The 19,325-nt window shown below is 49.4% G+C and carries 18 protein-coding genes, 3 pseudogenes and 1 riboswitch; of the genes and pseudogenes, 10 read left to right on the plus strand and 11 right to left on the minus strand.

Going from position 1 to position 19,325, the window contains the following annotated elements; translation table 11 throughout:
* Nucleotides 1–70: 70 nt before the first annotated feature.
* From CW734_RS14875 to pepT, 5 genes and pseudogenes are all read left to right on the plus strand, one after another.
* Nucleotides 71–1,102 carry a methionine ABC transporter ATP-binding protein gene (locus CW734_RS14875; protein WP_101191455.1) on the plus strand — a complete coding sequence of 344 codons (1,032 nt, stop codon included), beginning with the start codon at nucleotides 71–73 and terminating at the stop codon, nucleotides 1,100–1,102.
* The gene (locus CW734_RS14880) at nucleotides 1,092–1,742 is read left to right on the plus strand and encodes a methionine ABC transporter permease (RefSeq protein WP_101191457.1); all 651 of its coding nucleotides are present in this window, start codon (nucleotides 1,092–1,094) and stop codon (nucleotides 1,740–1,742) included. The genes CW734_RS14875 and CW734_RS14880 overlap by 11 nt, the downstream gene beginning before the upstream one ends.
* Nucleotides 1,743–1,831: 89 nt before the next feature.
* Nucleotides 1,832–2,665, plus strand: a complete 834-nt coding sequence (locus CW734_RS14885) for a MetQ/NlpA family ABC transporter substrate-binding protein (protein WP_101191459.1) — start codon at nucleotides 1,832–1,834, stop codon at nucleotides 2,663–2,665.
* A gap of 93 nt (nucleotides 2,666–2,758) precedes the next feature.
* Nucleotides 2,759–3,927 (plus strand): annotated as a pseudogene (locus tag CW734_RS14890) (M20 family metallopeptidase).
* 323 nt (nucleotides 3,928–4,250) lie between these two features.
* Nucleotides 4,251–5,468 (plus strand): annotated as a pseudogene (gene pepT / locus CW734_RS14895) (peptidase T).
* A 100-nt stretch (nucleotides 5,469–5,568) separates the two neighbouring features.
* Here the strand turns inward: pepT and CW734_RS14900 are convergent.
* The 4 genes from CW734_RS14900 to CW734_RS14915 all read right to left on the minus strand — a co-directional run bounded on the left by CW734_RS14900 (nucleotide 5,569) and on the right by CW734_RS14915 (nucleotide 9,254).
* The gene (locus tag CW734_RS14900) at nucleotides 5,569–6,066 is read right to left on the minus strand and encodes a DUF4825 domain-containing protein (protein WP_101805561.1); all 498 of its coding nucleotides are present in this window, start codon (nucleotides 6,064–6,066) and stop codon (nucleotides 5,569–5,571) included.
* Nucleotides 6,067–6,113: 47 nt separating this feature from the next.
* Nucleotides 6,114–7,058 carry a lipoyl synthase gene (gene lipA, locus CW734_RS14905; RefSeq protein ID WP_101191463.1) on the minus strand — a complete coding sequence of 315 codons (945 nt, stop codon included), beginning with the start codon at nucleotides 7,056–7,058 and terminating at the stop codon, nucleotides 6,114–6,116.
* The gene (locus tag CW734_RS14910; protein WP_157824199.1) at nucleotides 7,055–7,894 is read right to left on the minus strand and encodes a lipoate--protein ligase family protein; all 840 of its coding nucleotides are present in this window, start codon (nucleotides 7,892–7,894) and stop codon (nucleotides 7,055–7,057) included. Before CW734_RS14910 ends, lipA begins: the two co-directional genes overlap by 4 nt.
* A gap of 87 nt (nucleotides 7,895–7,981) precedes the next feature.
* Nucleotides 7,982–8,088, minus strand: a riboswitch (TPP riboswitch).
* A gap of 146 nt (nucleotides 8,089–8,234) precedes the next feature.
* Complete coding sequence (locus CW734_RS14915) at nucleotides 8,235–9,254, minus strand: STAS domain-containing protein (RefSeq protein ID WP_101191465.1); 1,020 nt, start codon at nucleotides 9,252–9,254, stop codon at nucleotides 8,235–8,237.
* A 134-nt stretch (nucleotides 9,255–9,388) separates the two neighbouring features.
* On the opposite strand from CW734_RS14915, the gene CW734_RS14920 reads away from it, so the two are divergent.
* Together CW734_RS14920 and CW734_RS14925 are read left to right on the plus strand one after the other, a co-directional pair.
* The gene (locus CW734_RS14920; RefSeq protein WP_101191467.1) at nucleotides 9,389–9,619 is read left to right on the plus strand and encodes a hypothetical protein; all 231 of its coding nucleotides are present in this window, start codon (nucleotides 9,389–9,391) and stop codon (nucleotides 9,617–9,619) included.
* A 67-nt stretch (nucleotides 9,620–9,686) separates the two neighbouring features.
* Entirely contained in the window at nucleotides 9,687–10,109 is a 423-nt protein-coding gene (locus CW734_RS14925; RefSeq protein ID WP_101191469.1) for a pyridoxamine 5'-phosphate oxidase family protein, read from the plus strand.
* Nucleotides 10,110–10,135: 26 nt separating this feature from the next.
* Here CW734_RS14925 and CW734_RS14930 read toward each other — a convergent pair whose 3' ends face one another.
* Nucleotides 10,136–10,570: an RrF2 family transcriptional regulator gene (locus tag CW734_RS14930; protein WP_058383791.1), complete on the minus strand. Its 435-nt coding sequence runs from the start codon at nucleotides 10,568–10,570 to the stop codon at nucleotides 10,136–10,138.
* Between the two features lie 216 nt (nucleotides 10,571–10,786).
* On the opposite strand from CW734_RS14930, the gene hmpA reads away from it, so the two are divergent.
* Nucleotides 10,787–11,968, plus strand: a complete 1,182-nt coding sequence (gene hmpA / locus CW734_RS14935) for an NO-inducible flavohemoprotein (RefSeq protein ID WP_101191471.1) — start codon at nucleotides 10,787–10,789, stop codon at nucleotides 11,966–11,968.
* Between the two features lie 96 nt (nucleotides 11,969–12,064).
* Complete coding sequence (locus CW734_RS14940) at nucleotides 12,065–12,748, plus strand: IucA/IucC family C-terminal-domain containing protein (protein WP_101191473.1); 684 nt, start codon at nucleotides 12,065–12,067, stop codon at nucleotides 12,746–12,748.
* Nucleotides 12,749–12,777: 29 nt separating this feature from the next.
* On the opposite strand, the gene CW734_RS14945 is transcribed toward CW734_RS14940, so the two are convergent.
* Nucleotides 12,778–13,641 carry a VLRF1 family aeRF1-type release factor gene (locus CW734_RS14945; protein ID WP_101191475.1) on the minus strand — a complete coding sequence of 288 codons (864 nt, stop codon included), beginning with the start codon at nucleotides 13,639–13,641 and terminating at the stop codon, nucleotides 12,778–12,780.
* 163 nt (nucleotides 13,642–13,804) lie between these two features.
* Here CW734_RS14945 and CW734_RS14950 point away from each other — a divergent pair, with 163 nt between their 5' ends.
* On the plus strand, nucleotides 13,805–14,116 hold the full coding sequence (locus CW734_RS14950) for a DUF3243 domain-containing protein (RefSeq protein ID WP_068870281.1): 312 nt from the start codon (nucleotides 13,805–13,807) through the stop codon (nucleotides 14,114–14,116).
* Nucleotides 14,117–14,165: 49 nt separating this feature from the next.
* Here CW734_RS14950 and mdrP read toward each other — a convergent pair.
* The 5 genes and pseudogenes from mdrP to CW734_RS14970 form a co-directional block, all read right to left on the minus strand.
* Nucleotides 14,166–15,441, minus strand: a pseudogene (gene mdrP / locus CW734_RS14955) (multidrug efflux MFS transporter MdrP).
* Between the two features lie 31 nt (nucleotides 15,442–15,472).
* Nucleotides 15,473–17,599, minus strand: coding sequence for an ATP-dependent helicase (locus CW734_RS14960; RefSeq protein WP_232787081.1), 2,127 nt, complete (start codon nucleotides 17,597–17,599; stop codon nucleotides 15,473–15,475).
* Between the two features lie 76 nt (nucleotides 17,600–17,675).
* Nucleotides 17,676–17,849 carry a hypothetical protein gene (locus CW734_RS18400; RefSeq protein ID WP_157101670.1) on the minus strand — a complete coding sequence of 58 codons (174 nt, stop codon included), beginning with the start codon at nucleotides 17,847–17,849 and terminating at the stop codon, nucleotides 17,676–17,678.
* 15 nt (nucleotides 17,850–17,864) lie between these two features.
* On the minus strand, nucleotides 17,865–18,065 hold the full coding sequence (locus CW734_RS14965) for a YwbE family protein (RefSeq protein ID WP_068870287.1): 201 nt from the start codon (nucleotides 18,063–18,065) through the stop codon (nucleotides 17,865–17,867).
* 94 nt (nucleotides 18,066–18,159) lie between these two features.
* Nucleotides 18,160–19,272, minus strand: a complete 1,113-nt coding sequence (locus CW734_RS14970; protein ID WP_101191477.1) for a YsnF/AvaK domain-containing protein — start codon at nucleotides 19,270–19,272, stop codon at nucleotides 18,160–18,162.
* Nucleotides 19,273–19,325: the final 53 nt, after the last annotated feature.

Below are 19,325 nucleotides of genomic sequence, written 5' to 3' on the forward strand. Positions count from 1 at the left end.
TGTTGTTATTTCAAGAAAGTGTTCGTTCGCACTCATTCGAATCGTTATTTGCAGCCACAGGAGGGACACCATGATTCAATTTGAAGCAGTCAAGAAAACTTACGTATCCGGCAAGCAGCAAGTCCATGCACTCAATGGCATCGATTTGACCGTCGAGACCGGCGAAATTTACGGCGTCATCGGATTTAGCGGCGCGGGGAAAAGCTCATTGATCCGCACGGTGAATTTGCTCGAGCGGCCGTCGCAAGGACGCGTGCTCATCCACGGAGAAGATATTTCCACTTTAAGCGCACGCAAAATCCGCGATACGCGAAAAGACATCGGCATGATCTTCCAGCATTTCAATTTGCTGAACTCCAAAACAGTGCACCATAATATCGCGATGCCGCTGCTCCTGGCCAAGACCCCAAAAGCGGAAGTCGACCGGAAAGTGGCGGAACTTTTGGATTTTGTCGGGCTTGCCGACCAAGCGAAAAAATACCCGGATCAATTGTCCGGCGGGCAAAAGCAGCGCATTGGCATTGCGAGAGCACTCGCAACGAACCCTTCGATATTGCTGTGCGATGAAGCAACCTCAGCACTCGACCCGCAGACGACTCAGTCCATACTGGATCTACTGCGCCGCATCAACCAGGAATACAATATCACCATCTTACTCATCACTCACGAAATGGGCGTTATCAGGGAAATTTGCGACAAAGTGGCCGTGCTTGAAGAAGGCCGCGTCATCGAGCAAGGCAGCGTGTTTGAAGTGTTCACCAATCCTCAGCACGCGACGACAAAGCGTTTCGTCCGTTCTGTCATGAACGACGAATTGCCGGATTCGCTGCTTGAGCAGATCCGTTATAACGACGGCACCCGGCCAATATACCGTGTGCAGTTTACCGGGAATTCAGTCGGCCAACCATTCATGTCAAGAGTATCGCGTGAATTCCAGCTCGATTTGAATGTGCTGTTCGGTAACATTACAGAACTCCAAGGCATTCCATACGGCAACTTGATTGTCGAGTTCGACGGCGCACCCGCAGAAATCGACCGGGCACTCGCCTCAATCCGAAACGACAATATTCAAGTAGAGGAGGTTCAGCAACATGCAGGTTGATCAATCGCAAATTTTAGAAGCTTTATGGGAGACGCTTTACATGACGGGTGCATCATTCGTTTTCTCACTATTCATTGGCTTGCCGCTTGGCATCTTGCTGGTCGTCACGAGAAAGGGCCACCTGCTCGAAAATGAAGCCGTATTTAACGTATTGAACATCGTCATTAATATATTCCGCTCGGTTCCGTTCATCATCTTGATGGTCGCCATCATTCCATTGACGCGCGTCATTGTCGGCACATCGATCGGCACGGCCGCCGCCATCGTTCCATTGGTATTTTACGCAGGGCCGTATATCGCCCGCCTTATCGAAAACTCATTGCTTGAAGTCGATAAAGGCGTCATCGAAGCAGCCCAGGCGATGGGCGCTTCTCCCGGCCAGATCATTTTCCGCTTCCTTATCCCAGAAGCGCTCAGCTCCCTTGTCCTGGCATTGACCATCGCCATCGTCGGCTTGATCGGCGCATCCGCCATGGCCGGTGCGATCGGTGGCGGCGGACTCGGCGACTTGGCCATTACTTACGGCTATCAGCGCTTCGACACATTGGTCATGCTCTTGACTGTCGCCATTCTGGTCGTCCTTGTCCAAGGCGTCCAATCACTCGGCAACCTCATGTCCCGCAGAGTGCGCCGGAGCTAAGTTCTTTTATGCACGTCAATCAAATTCAATAAAGCGATTTATTTATTCATCAGCACCACTACTTTAAAAACACATTGGAGGATTTCATCATGAAAAAAATTACAGCTCTTTTAGCAACAGCAGGCGTAGCCGCTCTTCTCACCGCGTGCGGAGATGATAGCTCAGCTGGAGAAACGACGAAAGTGACACTAGGCATCAGCGGATCGGACACGACGATCTGGGATTATGTCGGCGACAAAGCCGCTAAAGAAGGCATCGAGCTCGATATCATCACCTTCTCGGATTATGTTGCGCCGAACTTGGCACTCGCTGAAGGCGAACTTGACTTGAATGCTTTCCAGACCATCTCTTATTTCGATGAGTTTGTCGAAGAGCATAATGTCGACATCGTGCCGATCGGCTCTACCGTCATTGCACCGATGGGCTTGTATTCCGATAAATATGAATCGATCGAAGAACTTCCCGAAGGCGCACAAATCGCAATGCCGAACGAAGCGACCAACATGGGCCGTGCATTGCTCCTGCTCGATGAATCCGGGCTCATCACGTTATCCGACGATGCCGGGTTGACCGGAACGGAAGAAGACATCATCGACAACCCGAAAAATATCGAAGTTGTCCCGATGACTTCCGCCCATACGCCTCGCGCTATGGCTGACGTCGCTGCTTCCATCGTCAATAACGGCATCGCAGTCGACGCAGGCTTGAACCCGACAGAAGATCCGATTGCCCGTGAAAGCGATACGGCAAAACCTTATATCAACCTGATCGCCGCACAAGCTGGCGAAGAAGATAACGAAGCGTATCAGCGCATCGTCGAATTGTACCAGGAAGAAGATACAGCTGAGTTTGTCATCGAGCATACAGAAGGCGCTCAAATCCCGACTTTCGTTTCAGTTGAAGAATTAGTCGACTACAAATAAATAAACGAACGAACTGCAGTTGCATGCCGTTAAAAAAAGAAATTTCATTTGAGGGGGACGATCACATGACCATCATTAGCGAAGCGCGAGACAATTACGGAATCGATCGACAAGAACCGTGCACAGTATTTACGCATCAGCCATGCCATCCATGAAAATCCGGAAATCGGCAACGAAGAAGTGTTCGCGAGCGGACTGTTGACCGGATTGCTTGAAGAAGCGGGATTCCAGGTTGAATACGGTGTCGCTGGCCACCACACCGCTTTTACGCAGTCCGCGACAGCCAAAGCCTGGACCGACCGTCGCGTTTCTTGCTGAATACGACGCCTTGCCGGGCATCGGGCATGCATGTGGGCACAATATTATCGGCACGACCAGTGTTGCAGCCGCGATTGCGCTCAGTAAAACCTTGAATTGACCGGCGGGCGCGTCGTCGTCCTCGGCACCCCGCTGAAGAAGGCGGGCCGAATGGCAGCGCGAAAGGAAGTTTCGTCAAACACGGACTTCTCGAAAAATCGATGCCGCATTGATGCTTCACCCGTCTGGAAACTCGGCGGTTACAGGCCCTTCGCTCGCCGTCGACCCGCTGAGTTTTCATTTCTACGGCAAGCCGGCCCATGCTGCCGGGTCTCCTGAAAAAGGCATCAATGCACTCGATGCCGTGCTTCAATTGTTCAACGGCATCAATGCCCTTCGCCAACAATTACCGGATGATGCACGGGTGCATGGCATCATCACGCACGGAGGCGACGCGCCGAATATCATTCCGGAATACGCCTCTGCCCGCTTCTACATCCGCGGAGATTCTTGGAAAAGACCGCCGAGACGGCGAAAAAGTGCGTGCCATCGCTGAAGGCGCTGCCCTTGCAACAGGTGCCCGTGTCGAAATCGAACGTTTCCAGAATGAAGTGAAGGATCTTGTTGTCACGCCTGAGCTCGATGAAATCCTAAAAGCCGAACTTGAAACACTAGGCGACACAGTAGCCGCTTCGCGCATTTCCGGGCTCGGTTCGACCGATGCCGGCAATATCAGCTATGAAGTGCCGACTGCCCACGGCTATATCAAAATCGGACCCGAAAGCCTCATTGCCCATACCGAAGAATTCCGGGAAGCCGCCCGTTCGAAAGCAGGCGATGAAGCCTTGATCAAAGGCGCCAAAGCATTGGCGCAAACAGGTTACCGTTTGCTGACTGAACACGCGTTATTGGCGCAAGTCAAGCAAGCCCATATCCGGTCACTTGCCACCAAACAACAAGATTAAAACCAGCGCCCCTGCGCTGGTTTTTAGAGGTGTTAAGGAAGTCATAGCTTTTCATTTACAAATTATTTAATATCCTAGTTAATTCTAATGAAAATAAAAGCGAGTTGAATAAATAATTATTCGACGCTAGTGGAGTGCAAGCCGGCGACTCCTTCGGGACCAGCGCGAGCCGAAGACCCTGCAGGAGCGTCAGCGACGAAGCGGCTGAGGCCGTGCCCGCGGAAAGCGTCCGGCTGGAACGTAACTTGAAAGGCTTTCGAGGTTTTCTATGTATTTCGAATTTCGTGTTAAAATGTAGTCATACATACATAGGAGGCTCTACCATGATCGAAAACTTGATCGAACGCCTGATTCGCTACGCCAAAATCGACACGCAATCCGATTTCGAAAATGACGCAACTCCCTCTACACCGGGGCAATGGGATTTACTCGCTGAATTGGAAAAAGAAATGAAGAACATCGGCTTGGAGGAAGTCGAAGTGGACGACCACGGCTATTTATTCGGCACTTTGCCGGCGAACCCTGCAGAACCGCGACCTGACATCTGCTTTCTGGCACATGTCGACACGGCGACCGACTTCACCGGAAAAGGCGTCAACCCGCAGCGTATCGAATAGTACGACGGGAAAGACATTTCATTAAACGACAAAGTGACGATGAAAACGGGCGATTTCCCGGCCTTGCAGAATTACGTCGGCCATACTTTGATCACGACAGACGGCACGACTTTGCTCGGTGCCGACAATAAAGCAGGAATAGCCGAAATCATGACCGCGATGGAACATTTGATCGAACACCCTGAAATTGAGCACGGCAAAATCCGTGTCGGTTTCACGCCGGATGAGGAAATCGGCCGCGGCCCGCATAAATTCGATGTCGACCGTTTCGGCGCAGACTACGCGTATACGATGGACGGTGGGCCGCTTGGCGAGCTTCAATACGAGAGCTTTAATGCCGCGAGCGCGAAATTGACAGTCCACGGAACCAGCGTCCACCCCGGTTCCGCCAAAGACAAGATGGTCAACGCCATTACGGTCGCGACGCGCTTCCAGGCTGAAATGCCATCTGATGAAGTTCCTGAGAAAACGGAAGGCTACGAAGGCTTTATCCATTTGAACAACTTCAATGGTTCCGTCGAACAAGCAGTGCTTCAGTACATTGTGCGCGATTTCGATAAAGACAAATTCGAAGCAAAAAAACGCCATATGGAGCAAGTGGCGGCCGCATTGCAAAAAGAATTCGGGGAAGAAGCGATCGAACTCGAGCTCGAAGACCAATACTATAATATGCGCGAGAAAATCGAACCGGTAATGGAAATCGTCGATCAGGCCGAACAAGCGATGAAGACATTGGGGCTTTCTCCAGACATCATCCCTGTACGCGGTGGCACGGACGGATCCCAGTTATCTTATATGGGCTTGCCGACACCGAACATCTTCACAGGTGGCGAAAACTATCACGGCAAATTCGAGTTCATCTCCGCTGAAAACATGGAAAAAGCGACTCAAGTGATTGTGGAAGTTGCAAAAATCGCCAAATAACCGGGTTCCCCTATCCATTTCCCGGGAAATTTTTTCAGTACGATTCAACACAAAAAAGCAGCGGCCTAATGCCGCTGCTCTTTTTAGGTTTCATGCAGTTTTAGGATTGTGTCAACAGCGCATCAATTTTTTGGTCTTCATCCAAATATTGTTCGAGCAGCTCTTCTAATTTCTCTTGCTCATCAATTTCGGTCAAATCCACTTCATACCAAGCTTGCAATTGCTCTCTCGTCAGTTGGTATTGTTCCACGTCTGCTCCTGTGTCGAAGTCAAATTGGACCCACTCCACATTGTCGATCAGCGTAAACAAATAAGTCGCATTATGTGCCGCTGTTTCCTTATCCGATAATGTTGCCTTTTCCCAATCGTAAGAGGCGGTGACTCCATAAGGCTGTTGTTTCGTCTCCAGTTCAAAGCCTGTAAAATGCTCTGCACCCGGCAGCCTGTTAAGGGTGTTGAGAACGGCACTGTTATTCCCGACTGCCGCCCCTTCATATTCGAAGAGGTCTGGTTCCTCTGCCGCAAGCAACGGGCTGCATGCGCTCATAACGAACAGCGCGGTGGATAACAGCATAGCCGCAGCAAGTATTTTTCTCAATTCAAGCCCTCCTCTAAGAAAGGTTTCTATAGACCCGCTCCGCTATTTCAAAATTCGATGCGGTCGATTTTCGCGCCCGTTGATTCGACGCCTTTCATGTATTTGATGCGTTTCTGGACAGCGGTTTCGTTTACTTGCTCATCCGCATGATATGAAGAACGCACCATCGGGCCGGCTTCGCAATGCTTGAAACCTTTCGCCAATGCGATTTCCTTCAACTCCTGGAACTCGTCCGGATGGTAGTAACGGACGACGTCCAAATGCTTCAATGTCGGTTGCAAATATTGGCCGATCGTCATGATGTCGACTTTGTGCGCCAACAGATCATCCATCGCTTCGATAATCTCTTCTTTCGTTTCCCCGAGCCCAACCATGATGCTTGATTTGGTCGGCACATGCGGTGCGATTTCCTTGACCCGCAATAGCAATTCCAGTGAACGATCGTAGGTCGCTCTCGCACGGACGCGCTTCGTCAGGCGGCGCACCGTTTCGATATTATGGTTGAAAATATCCGGTTCGCTGCTCATCAACATATGCAGGCTCTCGTAATCGCCTTTCATATCGGACGGCAAAATCTCGACGGTCGTTTCCGGCATTTTCCGGTGAATGGCACGGACGGTTTCCGCAAAAACTGCAGCCCCGCCGTCTTTCAAATCATCGCGGGCCACCGCTGTAACGACGACATGCTTCAAGTTCATGATTTCCGTCGATTCCGCTACGCGCTCCGGCTCGCCCCAATCCAGTTCGTTCGGCAAGCCGGTTTTGACCGCGCAGAACCGGCACGCTCTTGTGCATGTATCTCCCAGAATCATGAAGGTCGCGGTGCGGCGTTCACTCCAGCATTCATGGATATTCGGGCATTTTGCTTCCTCGCATACCGTGTTCAATTTTTTCTCGCGCATCAATTTCTTCAGATCATTATAAGTTTCGTTCGTGTTCAATTTCACTTTCAGCCATTCGGGTTTACGTTCACGCTGCTTTGTTTTTGTCATCGCATAAGTTCCCCTTTCTCTTCTCGTCGGTGGTTCCATTCTTCGCTTGCGTATTTGGCTTCGAGCACGCGCACTTCTTCTAGCAGTTCAGCTGGTGGTTCGAATTTTTCCAAAAGGATGCCAAGCCCCGTTTCAAATCCATCCTTGAATGCCTGTTGTACTTCTTCTAAGCTTGCCGGTTCTTGCAGGAGTTCGTTGATCGCGACGGCGCGTGTGCGGAAAGCTTGGCGCGCCCTTTCCTTCACCGCTTCACTCGGGTAGACAAACAATTCGAACAAACGGTTTTCATCCAGCTGCAGCGGAATAGATCCGTGCTGCAAAATGATGCCTTGTTTTCTTGTCTGCGCGCTTCCTGCCGCTTTCCTGCCCTCAACAGTCAATTCATGCCAAGACGGTTCTTCAAAGCATACCGCTGAAGATTCTTTCGAACGCTTCCTCTCCGCAGCGAGTTGTGCTTGAATCCCTAAATTGCGGTAACCTTCAAGTAAGCCTCGGGAAATGACCAAATACGCTTCTTTTACTGATTTCGGCATGGATGGATGATGTTCCGGAATCACTACGCTGTAAGTCAATTCCTGATCGTGGAGTACGGCTTTTCCGCCGGTCTGCCTCCTGACCAAGGGTATGCCCAATTGCGCAGCTTTTTCGAGATCGATGCTGCCATTCAGTTTCTGGAAAAATCCCACTGAAATCCCGGCTGGCGCCCATCCGTAAAACCTGAGCACAGGTTTCATGCCCGTCTTGCGCTGCCAGTTCATCAATGCTTCGTCCATTGCCATATTGTGGGCCGGCGTGCAAAGCCCCGACTCCATATAGCCCCATGTTTCGTCCAAAATATCTCAACTCCTCTCAGCTTATGCATGACTCCAAAGCCCATAAAAAAACACCGCTTTCCATGGGGAAGCGGTGTATGCAGGCAAAAGGAAGCATACGTACCACTTCCCTACGCTGGCATGGTCCAGATCAGGTTCAAGGGGTCCAAGCATTCGCTCGTCTCAGCCAGTCAATTCCGGCTCCCCCAGTGGTCAGCTATGTATAGTTCTTCTCGAGCTTATCATTTCTTTCAAGAAATCTCAATATACTAAATAGTATTTTCTTTATATTTTTATCCAATTTATTCAAAAATATCCAAAAAAGATTTCCCTATACGTTTTGCTGATAGGGAAATCTTTATTATTAGATAATCGTCTTGCCGTTCTGCGCCAACGCGAAGTGGATGCTGTGTTGAAGCGTACGGAAGCATTCATAGCCAGAGAGGTCTACGCCCGCTTCTGTGATGGTCATGCTGGTGTGCGGTGAAATACCGGCCAGCACCGTTTTCGTCCCGATCAAATTCGCGGCCGACCCTAATTTTTCGATCAGCATCGCCGCATGCTGGTTGAAACTTTCATTCAGCCCGGTCAAATCGAGGAGCAAGTAACGCGCTTTGTATTTCGGCAAATTCTCAAGCGTTTTGGTCAATAACTCTTCAGCACGCGCTTCATCATAGCGTCCGAGAAGCGGAACGACCACAATATCTTCGAGCACTGGAATAAGCGGTGAAGTGATTTCCCGGATCATGTCATGGAGATCCGCTGTCTTTTCATCCACCAGCTGTTCGAGTTCGCGGATTTTCTCCGATTCTTTGCGGCGTGCCAGTGTATGGATGTTCTTTTCAATCGTCTCTTCTGACGGGAAATAGCGGATCAGGCATTCATCATGCCCTTCAATCTGCGAGTGGACCACTTCATACCAAATGCTGCGGCCGAGGAGCGAGCTGAAGATTCCCGCGTAATGGGCCGGCAAGAAACTGCCGCCGGTCTTTTTTCCTTGTGCCACATTGATCTGATATTCCCAGCTGTTTTTCAGCGTCACTTCCAAAGTGGCGGCTTCTATATCCAAATTGCGGATGGATGCCAATCCCCAGCCAGCTGATGCATATGTATTGGTTATAAGTTCCGAAGCTTTAAAAACGGAAATCCCGCCCATTTTGTGGAAATAATCCCCCACTACCTGGCCTTGGCGAAATCCTGTCGACTCCAAAACGACAGTTGCTGCGTCTTCCCCAGAGATTTCCTCGATGGAATCAAAGAACATTTTCATCGCAGTGGAAGTCCAGAACAGTACGGAATTCTGCCCTTCAAAGAGGAAGCGCCCTTGTGGGAGATCCCATTCAAAATCCAGGCCGCCCACGTTTACCTTCGTTTGTTGCGTCATTGTATAGCCATCCTCCTTATTTAGCACTATTAAATAATCATACGCCAGCCGGGTATCCCCAGCAAGTTCTAATGTTTTAAAGCACTCCAATTAAGGAATAGATAGACAAGAACGCTAAAGGAGAGGTGCTAACGATGGCAGAAAAAGACCGTTTCAACGAAAAGGAACGAAAAACAAGCGACGGAGCTCCAATGGACAATCCTGAGCAAGTTAAGACAGATAAAGAAACCATGACAGAAATGCACGAAGAAGAAATGAATGTGGATTCCATCCCATTGGAAGACTTGAAGCAGGACATGAAAGACGAAAAAAATCCCCGTGATACGAAAGATGATTCAGCAAGCGAGGAAAAACATCCAGAATGATTTCTTCTGCGGGCTTATCGCCCGCAGTTTTCCTGGCAAACGATACTACTGTAAAGGAGAGATTTGAATGGCACAACAAGAATTAAAACAACAAGCATTGAAAATTTTGGAAGACAGCATGATCGGGACTTTGGCAACGATCAAAGACAACAAGCCGCATTCCCGTTATATGACATTCTTCAATGACGAATTTACATTGTACACGGCTACAAGCAAGCAGACACAGAAAGTGGACGAGCTCGAGAAGAATCCTAACGCCCATATCCTGCTTGGCTACGAAGGGGAAGGCGTCGGCGATAGCTTCCTAGAAATCGAAGGCCAGATGTCGCTGCGGGATGACCGTGAGCTGATCGACAAAGTGTGGAACGAACACTTGACCGGCTGGTTCGATGGCCCAGAAGACCCCAACTTGATCATCCTGGCAATTACGCCAACGCGTGTCCGTTTAATGAACCGCAAAGGCAAAGATCCACAAACAATCGAATTATAAAAAAAGCCTCCGCTATCGGAGGCTTTTTACGTGCGCAATAAATCACGTAATCCTTCTTTATTAAATAGAAGATCTTGCAAATTGTATTCATCCAATACTGACAGATACGCATGCAGTGCCTTGCCGAGAACACCACGTAGCCCGCAGATCGGGGAAATCGGGCACATATTGGTCTCTGGATTGAAACATTCCACCAAGTGGAAATCTTCTTCCATTTTACGGACGACCTTGCCGACATTGATGTTCTCGGGACGGTCCGCCAAACGAATGCCGCCTCCCCTGCCCCTGACCGTCTCGATAAATCCCGCTTTGCCGAGTTCGAATGTCACTTTCATCAAATGGTTTTTCGATATATGATAAGCATCGGAAATTTCCTGTATGGTTGTCAGTTTGCCATCTTCTTTTGTTCCCAAATAGATGAGTACGCGCAATGAATAATCCGTATACATCGTTAATCTCATTGGTTTCACCTTCCCTGCACGTTTATTATACGCGCCGCCATAATTTCTGGAAAGGAAACGCATCTGCAGAATCGGGGCTTTTTCAGCCCATTATTCCATGTGTGACTTTTCTGTGAAATGAAATGTGTCTAAATTTTAAAGATGTATTTTAAATATATCTTTTAAACTCCTTTCGGTTTATAGTGGGATTATAGAAAACAAAAGGAGAGATTGACTATGTTATCCGAACAAACAAGAACCATTGTCAAATCCACTGCCCCTGTATTAGCTGAACACGGAAAAACCATCACCACCGTTTTTTACAGCAATATGTTCGAAGCGCATCCGGAACTTTTAAATATTTTTAACCAAGCCAACCAAAAACAAGGCCGCCAGCAAACGGCGCTTGCCAATACTGTGTATGCAGCTGCGGTGCATATCGATAATCTCGAAGCGATCCTTCCAGCAGTTGTCCAGATCGCCAATAAACACGTCAGCCTTGGCGTTAAAGCTGAACATTACCCAATCGTCGGGGAATACTTGCTGAAAGCGATCAAAGAAGTACTTGGCGATGCGGCGACAGATGAGATCATCAATGCCTGGGCAGAAGCATACGGCGTCATTGCCGATGTCTTCATCAGCATCGAAAACGGCATGTACGAAAAATCCGAAACCCAGGAAAACGGCTGGAGCTTCTTCAAAGACTTCACCATTGCACGCAAAGTGAAAGAAAGCGAAAACATCACTTCGTTCTATCTAAAACCGGCTGATGGCAAGAATGTGCCGAGCTATGAAGCTGGCCAATACATCACGGTTCGCCTTGCGATCCCTGGAGAAGAATTCCTTTTCAACCGCCAATACAGCTTGTCACAAGCATCACGTCCGGATGAGTTCCGCATTTCCGTCAAACGCGAAGCCGATAACGACCCGAACGGAATGGTTTCCGTCTACTTGCACGAAAACATGAACGAAGGCGACACCATCGAAGTGAGTGCGCCTGCCGGCGAATTCGTGCTCGATACAAAACGCGAAACGCCAGTGGCATTCGTCAGCGGCGGCGTAGGTATCACGCCGATGATGAGCATGTTCGAAACCGTTGCAACGCAAACACCGGAACGCCCGGTTTCATTCCTTCATGCAGCACGTAATGAAACTTTGCATGCATTCGACAAAGACGTCCAAAAATACGTCGCCACAATGGACAATGCAAAATACAAAACTTTGTATTCCGATGAACCGCAAGGCTATATCACTCGTGAAATCCTGGAAGATATGGTCGATGCAAGCGGCGAAGTATACGTTTGCGGACCGGTTCCATTCATGGAGAAAATGATCAGCGAATTGCGTGCACTCGGCATGTCCGATGAACAGATCCACTATGAATTCTTCGGCCCTGCTGTAGCCCTGCAATCCGTCTAAACAGCAAAAGCCGCTTCCCGATTGAGGGAAGCGGCTTTTTTGATGCTTGGCAGCCCCGCCCTATTCCGGTAGCATGGAGAAAAAGGGGGAATTGAGATGCACTTGCCTATGGCCGTTAAACAAGCACTCCAAATGCAATCGGTCATCGTCGACCGGCTTCCTGCCCATCCCTTTTCTTCTTCCAATCCGGAGATATTGATTGAAGAGTTAAAGGACTGGAGCGGAACGGAAAACAATGGAGTGGCTGTTTCTTATTTTTTTCGCCAAATCGCATTATTCGTGACGGCCCAATTCAGCTTAATCCACCAGCAGGGCGGATATTTCAAGACCCCGCCTGAAAAACTTGGCTATGGCCGGATACAGAATTACGGCTTGCCGCTCATTTCTTTTCACGTCGAGTCAGCTGATTTCATTGAAATTCCCGCTGAACAAAGAAGCGAAGCTTTCCGGTATGTATTGATCGGGCAGACAGATGCGCTGCTCCGGCAATTGCGCCGCCACGCAAAGATATCGCCGATTACGTGCTGGGAAAATGTGCTCGGCTCACTTGCTTGGTATTACGCAAACCTTCAAAGACACTATCCGCGGATGGCCGCTGAAGATCTCGAATGGCTGATGGAAGACCAGAATTGGGAACCCCTCCGCAAATCCCAGTGGCGCAATTTCATCGGCACCACGCCCCTTGAACGGGCAGTCTCCGTGCCAATGCGGAAAACTTGCTGCTTGTATAAGGAATTGGCGGCGTTCGATACATGCACGTTTTGCCCACAACCCCATTAAAAAAGCTCCGGCTGGGCCGGAGCTTTTTATTATTTCTCGAAAACTTCATGCAGAATCTTGTCTGCACTATTATTGATCAGGTTTTTATGGATGCAGCTGTTGGGCTTTTTGTGGAGCGCTTTCGAAAATGACTGGGCGTGCTCAGCTTCCCCGATGACGTGGATTTCTTCCCAGCGCCGCTCTTTTTTCAACTTCTCGATTTTCGCGCCCATGTCTTTATAGAAACGGTCCAAGTTTTCTTTTAAACGGTGGTCGAGTTCATCGACAGGGCTTCCCCCGCCGCTTCCCCCGATGACCGGGCTGTTTCCGCCAGCAGCGCCGCCGCCAGTCGAACCAGCGCCGCTGCGGCCTTGGATGCGCCCCGAGCTTCTGACGCCTTTTTGCTCAGTCCATACTTCAAGGCCTGCGTCGAATTCGTAATAGACTTCTTCATTGACGATGCCGACAGATGTATCAAGCACGCGGATGCCTTTGAAGCTCGGCAGGATCACGCCTGCATATGGATATGCTTTGTAGATATAGCGCAATTGGTCGAGTGCCGGTTTGTTTTCCCATTGGAAATCGGTTTTGACGGAAATCTGCAAATGCTTCACCCAAAACAGGTCGTCTTGAGTGGATGCAAAAATAACGACACCCTTCTGGAGGTCGCCTTGATTGTCCAATATTTCCTTTTCCACTTTTTTACGTAATTCTTTGTAGGCTTTCAATTCCTTTTCATCTTTTGAGGCGGTCAAATACTCGTCGAGGCGCTTCAGGCCGTTCTTCAACTGGATCTTCCAGGCCCCGTTCTGTGCTTCACGGTCTGCCGGGTTCGTATTGAGATATACACTCAATACACAGCGGTCTTCACATTCGAATTGTTTCAGCTCTTGGATTTCGTCGTATAATGTCATTCACCCATCATCCTCCTTTAATCCTTACTTGTTATCTGAATACCCCAACCGCCTGTGCTTAAACGGCAGCCACCCTTTTCTTTTTCAATATTCCAACGTTTAAATTGTCCTGTCTGTGGTAAACAATTACTAGCAACAAAAAATGACGAGGAGTGAATTATACATGGAAAACATTGATAAAAAAGTAGAAGAGAAATTGAGCAATACGGATAATAAGAAGAAAGAACAGATTTTAGCGGAATTCTCGACTTTCATCGACTATTTGGGCGATAAAGTTCAGATGGGCGAGAAAATGGGCTTAAGCGAAGAGCGCATCGCGCAGCTGGCGTCTAAAGTAGCCGATTACCTGGCGAAAAAAGAAGACCCGAAAAATAGCGAAGAGTACCTATTGCAGCGCTTATGGCAAGTAGGCGACAAAGAAGAGCAGCATATGCTCGCCCATATGCTAGTCAAGTTGGCAAAAGAACAGAACTGATCACGCAAAAAGCCTGAGCTTAACCGCTCAGGCTTTTTCCTACGCTCAGCTATGCGCTTATGGCAGCTCTTTTTTCATATAAATGGAACATCCATAGATAAACGAATCCGCTCAACACCGCGAATGCCCCAAGGATGATAAATGTCCAGCCGAACCCGAACCAGGCAGTCATCGGGATGGAGACCGGCGCAATCATCCGGCCAATCGTATAGCGCAGGCTCGCCGCGGCGAAATACTGGCCGCGCATCGATTCGGGCGCAAGTTTGGAAATGAAGCTCTGCTGCAGCCCGACAATCATCAATTCAGCGAATGTGAAGACCGCCATCGCCACGAAGAACATCCAAAACCATGATGTCATCGGGAAAATCGCCATCGACAATCCAAACAACATGGCCGAGAAGAAGAACACCCATTTCTCGGGGAACTTGGTCATCCAACGCGTAATGACGACTGTCAGAAGTGCCACAATCAAGCCATTCTCCGCAAGCAGGATACCGAAAGACGTTTCCCCGGTCACCGACCATTCACGACCCAGGAAGTCCAGGATCGTTTGGCGGTCAATCGTTTCCTTCAAGTAGACCGGGATGACAAGGTCCAGTTGCATGAAGGTCTGCGCTCCCAATACTCCCGCTACGACAAACAATAAAAAGACACGGTCTTTCAAGATGATGCCGTAATCCTTCACTTGCGAAAGCAATGTGCGCCTCTCCATCCAGTCGCTCCCCTTCTTTCCATTTATCCATAACTTCAGCCGATAAGGTCTCTTCAGTGTACAGGCGCAATAATAGCCCGAGCAGCATCGAAATGATGGCAACTGCCAACAGCAACTCGAAACGATAAGAGAAAAACAGCACAGCACCGAATAAAGGGCCGATAACGACGGCAATATTCAAGGTCGTATAGAACACCGCAAATACATCGCTCCGGTATTTTTCAGGAATGACGTCCGCAATCATCGCCTGGCTCGCTGGCCAGTACAAGGAACCGCACATGCCGGCCAGCGTGAACGCCACGAAACTGAGTTCGGGCGAACTGAGCCACGGCGAGTTTGCCGCAGCGAACAGCAAGAACGCAAAACCCTGTGCCACAGCAGCGGACACGAGCATTCGCTTGCGCCCGAAACGGTCAGCAAAATAGCCGCCAAATAAATTGGCAGCTACGGAAAACATTTGGGAGACGATCAACAATAGCCCCGCCAGCCCTTTCCCGAACTCTTCGGCAAAATAAATCGCCAAGAACGGGAATACCATCCAAAAACTTGTATTCATGAAAAACTCGCCCACCAGCCGGACTTTCAGACTGCGGTTCCAATCCCTGATCTTCATCTATATTTCCTCACTTCTGCGTCTATCTTCATCACACCAGTTCAAGCAATTGATATTGCAGGCAAATTTCCAATAGAAATTCTTTATGCTCTTTGGCAAACTGGATGCCGACTTTCTCGTCGTCCAACTCCGTAATCCGCCCATTCCCGAAGACGCGATGGCGAATTTGCGCCCCCACCTGCAATTCCTCTGTGGAACTGACAGCGTCCGGGTTGTGCGGCACTGTAATTTTCGTTTTCGGCGCTTTCGTTGCGGAACGGTTGAACGTTTCCGCTTTCTTCATTTTCGGCAAGGCGATGCGCCGCACTTCTTCCACAAAGCGCGACTCCTTGTCGTAACTGAGCAATTCCAGATGGCGTTTCGCCCTTGTCATGCCAACATAGAACAAGCGCCTGGCTTCCTCCAGCAAAGCGGGATCATCGGCGTCTTCTTCTGTTGGCACAATCCCTTCGACTAAATCGATCAAATAGACCCGGTCAAACTCCAAGCCTTTTGAGCTGTGCAGCGTGGACAATGTCAGCATATCATCGGCCTTTTCGGTTTTCGCCTGCCTTGTCACTTCCTCGAGCTGTTTCAAGCGTTTCGCAAAAGCCATCATCGTGGGAAGCGGTTCGGCGATTTGTTCGAGCGTGCTGAGGATCTGCTGCAAATAATCGAGCTTCATACCGAATTTCTCTGCGCGGCTCTTGAGCATCTGGTCGTAGCCCATATCGCGGCGAATTGCCTGGATCACTTTCAAAGGCTTCATGTCCTTCAATGCGTCCATCGATCTGCGCTGTTCCGTAATAATCCGCAGCTGGTAATCCTTCATCGTGATGGCCAAAGTGATTTCTTCGAAAGCATGCCGCTTTGTCGGCTGCATCCTCCCCAATTGCTTAAGCTGGGACGCCGACCAATAGGCGTTCGTCTTCGAAGCGACTTTGGAGTATAAATCCACCCGCTCCGGGCGCAAACTGAAACGCATGAAGTTTAGGATGTCCTGGACGATCCAATGGCTGAAAAAGCGGTTGTCCGCATCTTTCATATAGAAAGGGATGCCGAGGCGGTCCAGCTCATCCATCAATAAAGTTGACGAAGAGTTATTGCGGTACAGAATTGCAACATTTCCGTATTCCTCGAGAGCGGAAAGTTCTTTCAACAGATACTTCAGCTGCGCTTCTTGGGAAGCAAGGCGGCGAATGACGATCGGTCCGCCTTCCGGCCTGTCGGTGAACATGTTTTTATCATGACGCAGTTTATTGGCCTTGATGAATTGATTGGCTGTACTGACGATAGTGCCGGATGAGCGGTAATTGCGTTCCATCTTCATGATGTAGGCATCCGGGTACACTTGGCGGAATTTGAGCAAATAGCTTGGCTCCGCCGCCCGCCACGTGTAAATCGACTGGTCGTCATCCGCCACGACACATAGATTGCGATGGTTTTCGACCAGCTTTTCAACGATGGCGTGCTGGACCATGGAAGTGTCCTGGCTTTCATCGGTCATGACGTAATCCCAGCGTTTCTGATACTTCGACAGCAGTTTGCGGTCTGTGTCCAATGCTTCAAAAGCGATCGTCAGCATATCATCGAAATCGACGAGCCGCGGTTCGTGGTTTTCTTTGAACTCTTCGTAGACCGTCAAAATATCGATGGCACCCGGGAATGGTTCATCAAGTGTTTTCCACTTTCTTTTCGGCACCATCTTGTTTTTCACGAAACTGATGAACGACACCAATTCCTCCAATTGGTCGTCGGTGATCGGCTCGTCATTCTCACGGGCATAAATATCCTTCAATAAGCGTTTTTGTTGAGGCGGTTCGAGTCGCCGCCCTCGATCATCAAGTAATCGCCGGCAGATAAGTATTCCTGGTGATTTGAAAAGCCAGGCTGTGTATAGTCGAAAGTCCACCGGCGCAAGGCCTGGAAAGAACCGCGCATAGCGTTCCAGCATATCGGTTGCCGATGCCCGGCTGAACGTGATGGCTTTGATGCGCTTCGGCTGGACGCCCTTTTCCTCGATCAAATAGCCGATCCGCATGATCATGGTTGTCGTTTTCCCGGAACCGGGACATGCGAGAAGCAATAGCGGCCCTTCTGTCTTGGTCACCGCTTTTTTCTGTATTTTATTCAGCTCGACTCCGAGCTCTTGTTTTTTCCGTTCAAAAAAATCGCTCATGGTAGACTCCTTTTTGCGTGGCAATCTCTTTCATGATAGCACAAAAGCAGGCCCATTTAAGCGGCCTGCTTTCCGTTCAAATAAAATTGCGTTCATGGGGTTTGGCGGGGTCGCCTGTTTGGCGCTTGTCTTTTCTAGTCGCCAGATCTTCATGGACACGCTCTTTTTCGTCCTGTGCTTTGCTCGTGCGGTTCGCCCCGATCCTTCTCGGGTCAGATGATTGCAGATCGCTGTTCTTTTGATCGCTCATGCAAATCCCTTCCTTTCACTTGCCGTCCAGAATTTCACAAACACGGCCGACTTGCCCATCCTCGAGGCGCACTTTAATGCCGTGAGGATGCGTCGCGGAGTTCGTCAATAAATCCTTGACGACGCCTTTCGTTTTCTTGCCGGTCCGCTGGTCTTTTTTCAAGATCACGTTCACTTCAAGCCCTGGCTTTACATCGCTTCTTTTTTTCCCGTCCATCTTCATCCCTCCAAGCTTGCTTCCATTATAATCGAATTACCCTGGCCATACAAAAAAGCGGAGGGAAGGCCCCTCCGCTTTTCATCCAGCTTGCTTATAATCTGTCGCGGTCTGTACGGTCTGTACGGTCTGTACGGTCTTTGCGGTCAAATTCGTCTTCTTCAACCAAGTCGCCGTCTTTATGGATGTCAGCTTGTTCTTTACGGACTGTTTCACTGACATGTTCTGTATCCTGTACTTTGTTTTTCCCGATGGAAATTTCTTCAGATACTACATCTTTCTTCGTCACGTCTACACGCTCTTCGGAAACCGGTACGTGAATATCTTCGCCTTCCGTATAGTTATGCGTGCCAGTCGTTTCTTCATTCACCGGGCGGCGCTCCACATATACTTCCTCACGCTCCACCGGCACTTCAAGTGTCTGCTCTTCCTCGACGACATGCTTGTCGACATGGACTTCGCCCGTTTGGACGCGTTCTTTATTGACTTGCAAACGCTCTTCATGCAAACGCAGGCGTTCTTCTTCAGATCCTGCACGTTCCAAGTCGCGGTCGATATCTTCGACTGTGCGGTTGCGGTTCGTTACATCATCATTGAAATCCGAAGTTGCACGGTGAGTGCCTGCCGCATGGGCGTCAGTTGTAGTGCGGTCTTCCGCTCCCAGGCCAAATCCTGTACCGCGCTCTTTGTCGACGCCGGCCGTTTCGGAGCCGAGTGCGTCGCGCTCTGTGTTGTACGCCATGTCATTGCTTTCATTTGTATCTACAGTCAAGCCATCACGTGCCACTGCCGAGTTGTCGACTTTCGTAGTACTTGTCGTGCTGTCGACATTGCCGTAGCTTGTGTTATCGTAAGGCGCTGCCCCTTCATAGTTCGCGCCGAACTCGCGGTCGACGAACAAGAGGATCTTGCCGTTTTGCACTTCGTTATAGTAGCGGTCTGCTTCCGCTTCGTCTACACCCATATTGGAGAAGGCTTCACGCGTCGGTTCATTGCCTGATAGGAAGCCCATGAATTTATCCATCCAATTGCCTTCAGATGATTTATAATCCACGTCTGTTCTTCCGCGTACCATTGAAATCTGGTCTTCGTTGCGGGCCATCACGTACATGTCTTCTTCACGTGAGCCTTGCGCTTTCATGTCTTCGATTTTTTTCAGTACTTCTGTTTCTGTGTCGAATGTTCCCATGAATTTATTGTTAGCCATTTCAAATTCCTCCATTTTTTTGAGAAGTTTTTTTGCTTTCTAGTCTTGAAAAT

It is taken from the genome of Planococcus sp. MB-3u-03 (genome assembly GCF_002833405.1).
In the GTDB taxonomy this organism is placed as follows: Bacteria; Bacillota; Bacilli; order Bacillales_A; family Planococcaceae; genus Planococcus.

Excerpts from the sequence above, each read along its gene's own strand:
- CW734_RS18400 (WP_157101670.1), bottom strand. The coding sequence starts at position 17,849 with ATGAGCGATCAAAAGAACAGCGATCTGCAATCATCTGACCCGAGAAGG.
- CW734_RS14875 (WP_101191455.1), top strand. The coding sequence starts at position 71 with ATGATTCAATTTGAAGCAGTCAAGAAAACTTACGTATCCGGCAAGCAG.
- CW734_RS14965 (WP_068870287.1), bottom strand. The coding sequence starts at position 18,065 with ATGGACGGGAAAAAAAGAAGCGATGTAAAGCCAGGGCTTGAAGTGAAC.
- hmpA (WP_101191471.1), top strand. The coding sequence starts at position 10,787 with ATGTTATCCGAACAAACAAGAACCATTGTCAAATCCACTGCCCCTGTA.
- CW734_RS14945 (WP_101191475.1), bottom strand. The coding sequence starts at position 13,641 with ATGACATTATACGACGAAATCCAAGAGCTGAAACAATTCGAATGTGAA.
- lipA (WP_101191463.1), bottom strand. The coding sequence starts at position 7,058 with ATGACAAAAACAAAGCAGCGTGAACGTAAACCCGAATGGCTGAAAGTG.
- CW734_RS14920 (WP_101191467.1), top strand. The coding sequence starts at position 9,389 with ATGGCAGAAAAAGACCGTTTCAACGAAAAGGAACGAAAAACAAGCGAC.
- CW734_RS14970 (WP_101191477.1), bottom strand. The coding sequence starts at position 19,272 with ATGGCTAACAATAAATTCATGGGAACATTCGACACAGAAACAGAAGTA.
- CW734_RS14940 (WP_101191473.1), top strand. The coding sequence starts at position 12,065 with ATGCACTTGCCTATGGCCGTTAAACAAGCACTCCAAATGCAATCGGTC.
- CW734_RS14885 (WP_101191459.1), top strand. The coding sequence starts at position 1,832 with ATGAAAAAAATTACAGCTCTTTTAGCAACAGCAGGCGTAGCCGCTCTT.
- CW734_RS14930 (WP_058383791.1), bottom strand. The coding sequence starts at position 10,570 with ATGAGATTAACGATGTATACGGATTATTCATTGCGCGTACTCATCTAT.
- CW734_RS14950 (WP_068870281.1), top strand. The coding sequence starts at position 13,805 with ATGGAAAACATTGATAAAAAAGTAGAAGAGAAATTGAGCAATACGGAT.
- CW734_RS14880 (WP_101191457.1), top strand. The coding sequence starts at position 1,092 with ATGCAGGTTGATCAATCGCAAATTTTAGAAGCTTTATGGGAGACGCTT.
- CW734_RS14925 (WP_101191469.1), top strand. The coding sequence starts at position 9,687 with ATGGCACAACAAGAATTAAAACAACAAGCATTGAAAATTTTGGAAGAC.
- CW734_RS14915 (WP_101191465.1), bottom strand. The coding sequence starts at position 9,254 with ATGACGCAACAAACGAAGGTAAACGTGGGCGGCCTGGATTTTGAATGG.
- CW734_RS14960 (WP_232787081.1), bottom strand. The coding sequence starts at position 17,599 with ATGAGCGATTTTTTTGAACGGAAAAAACAAGAGCTCGGAGTCGAGCTG.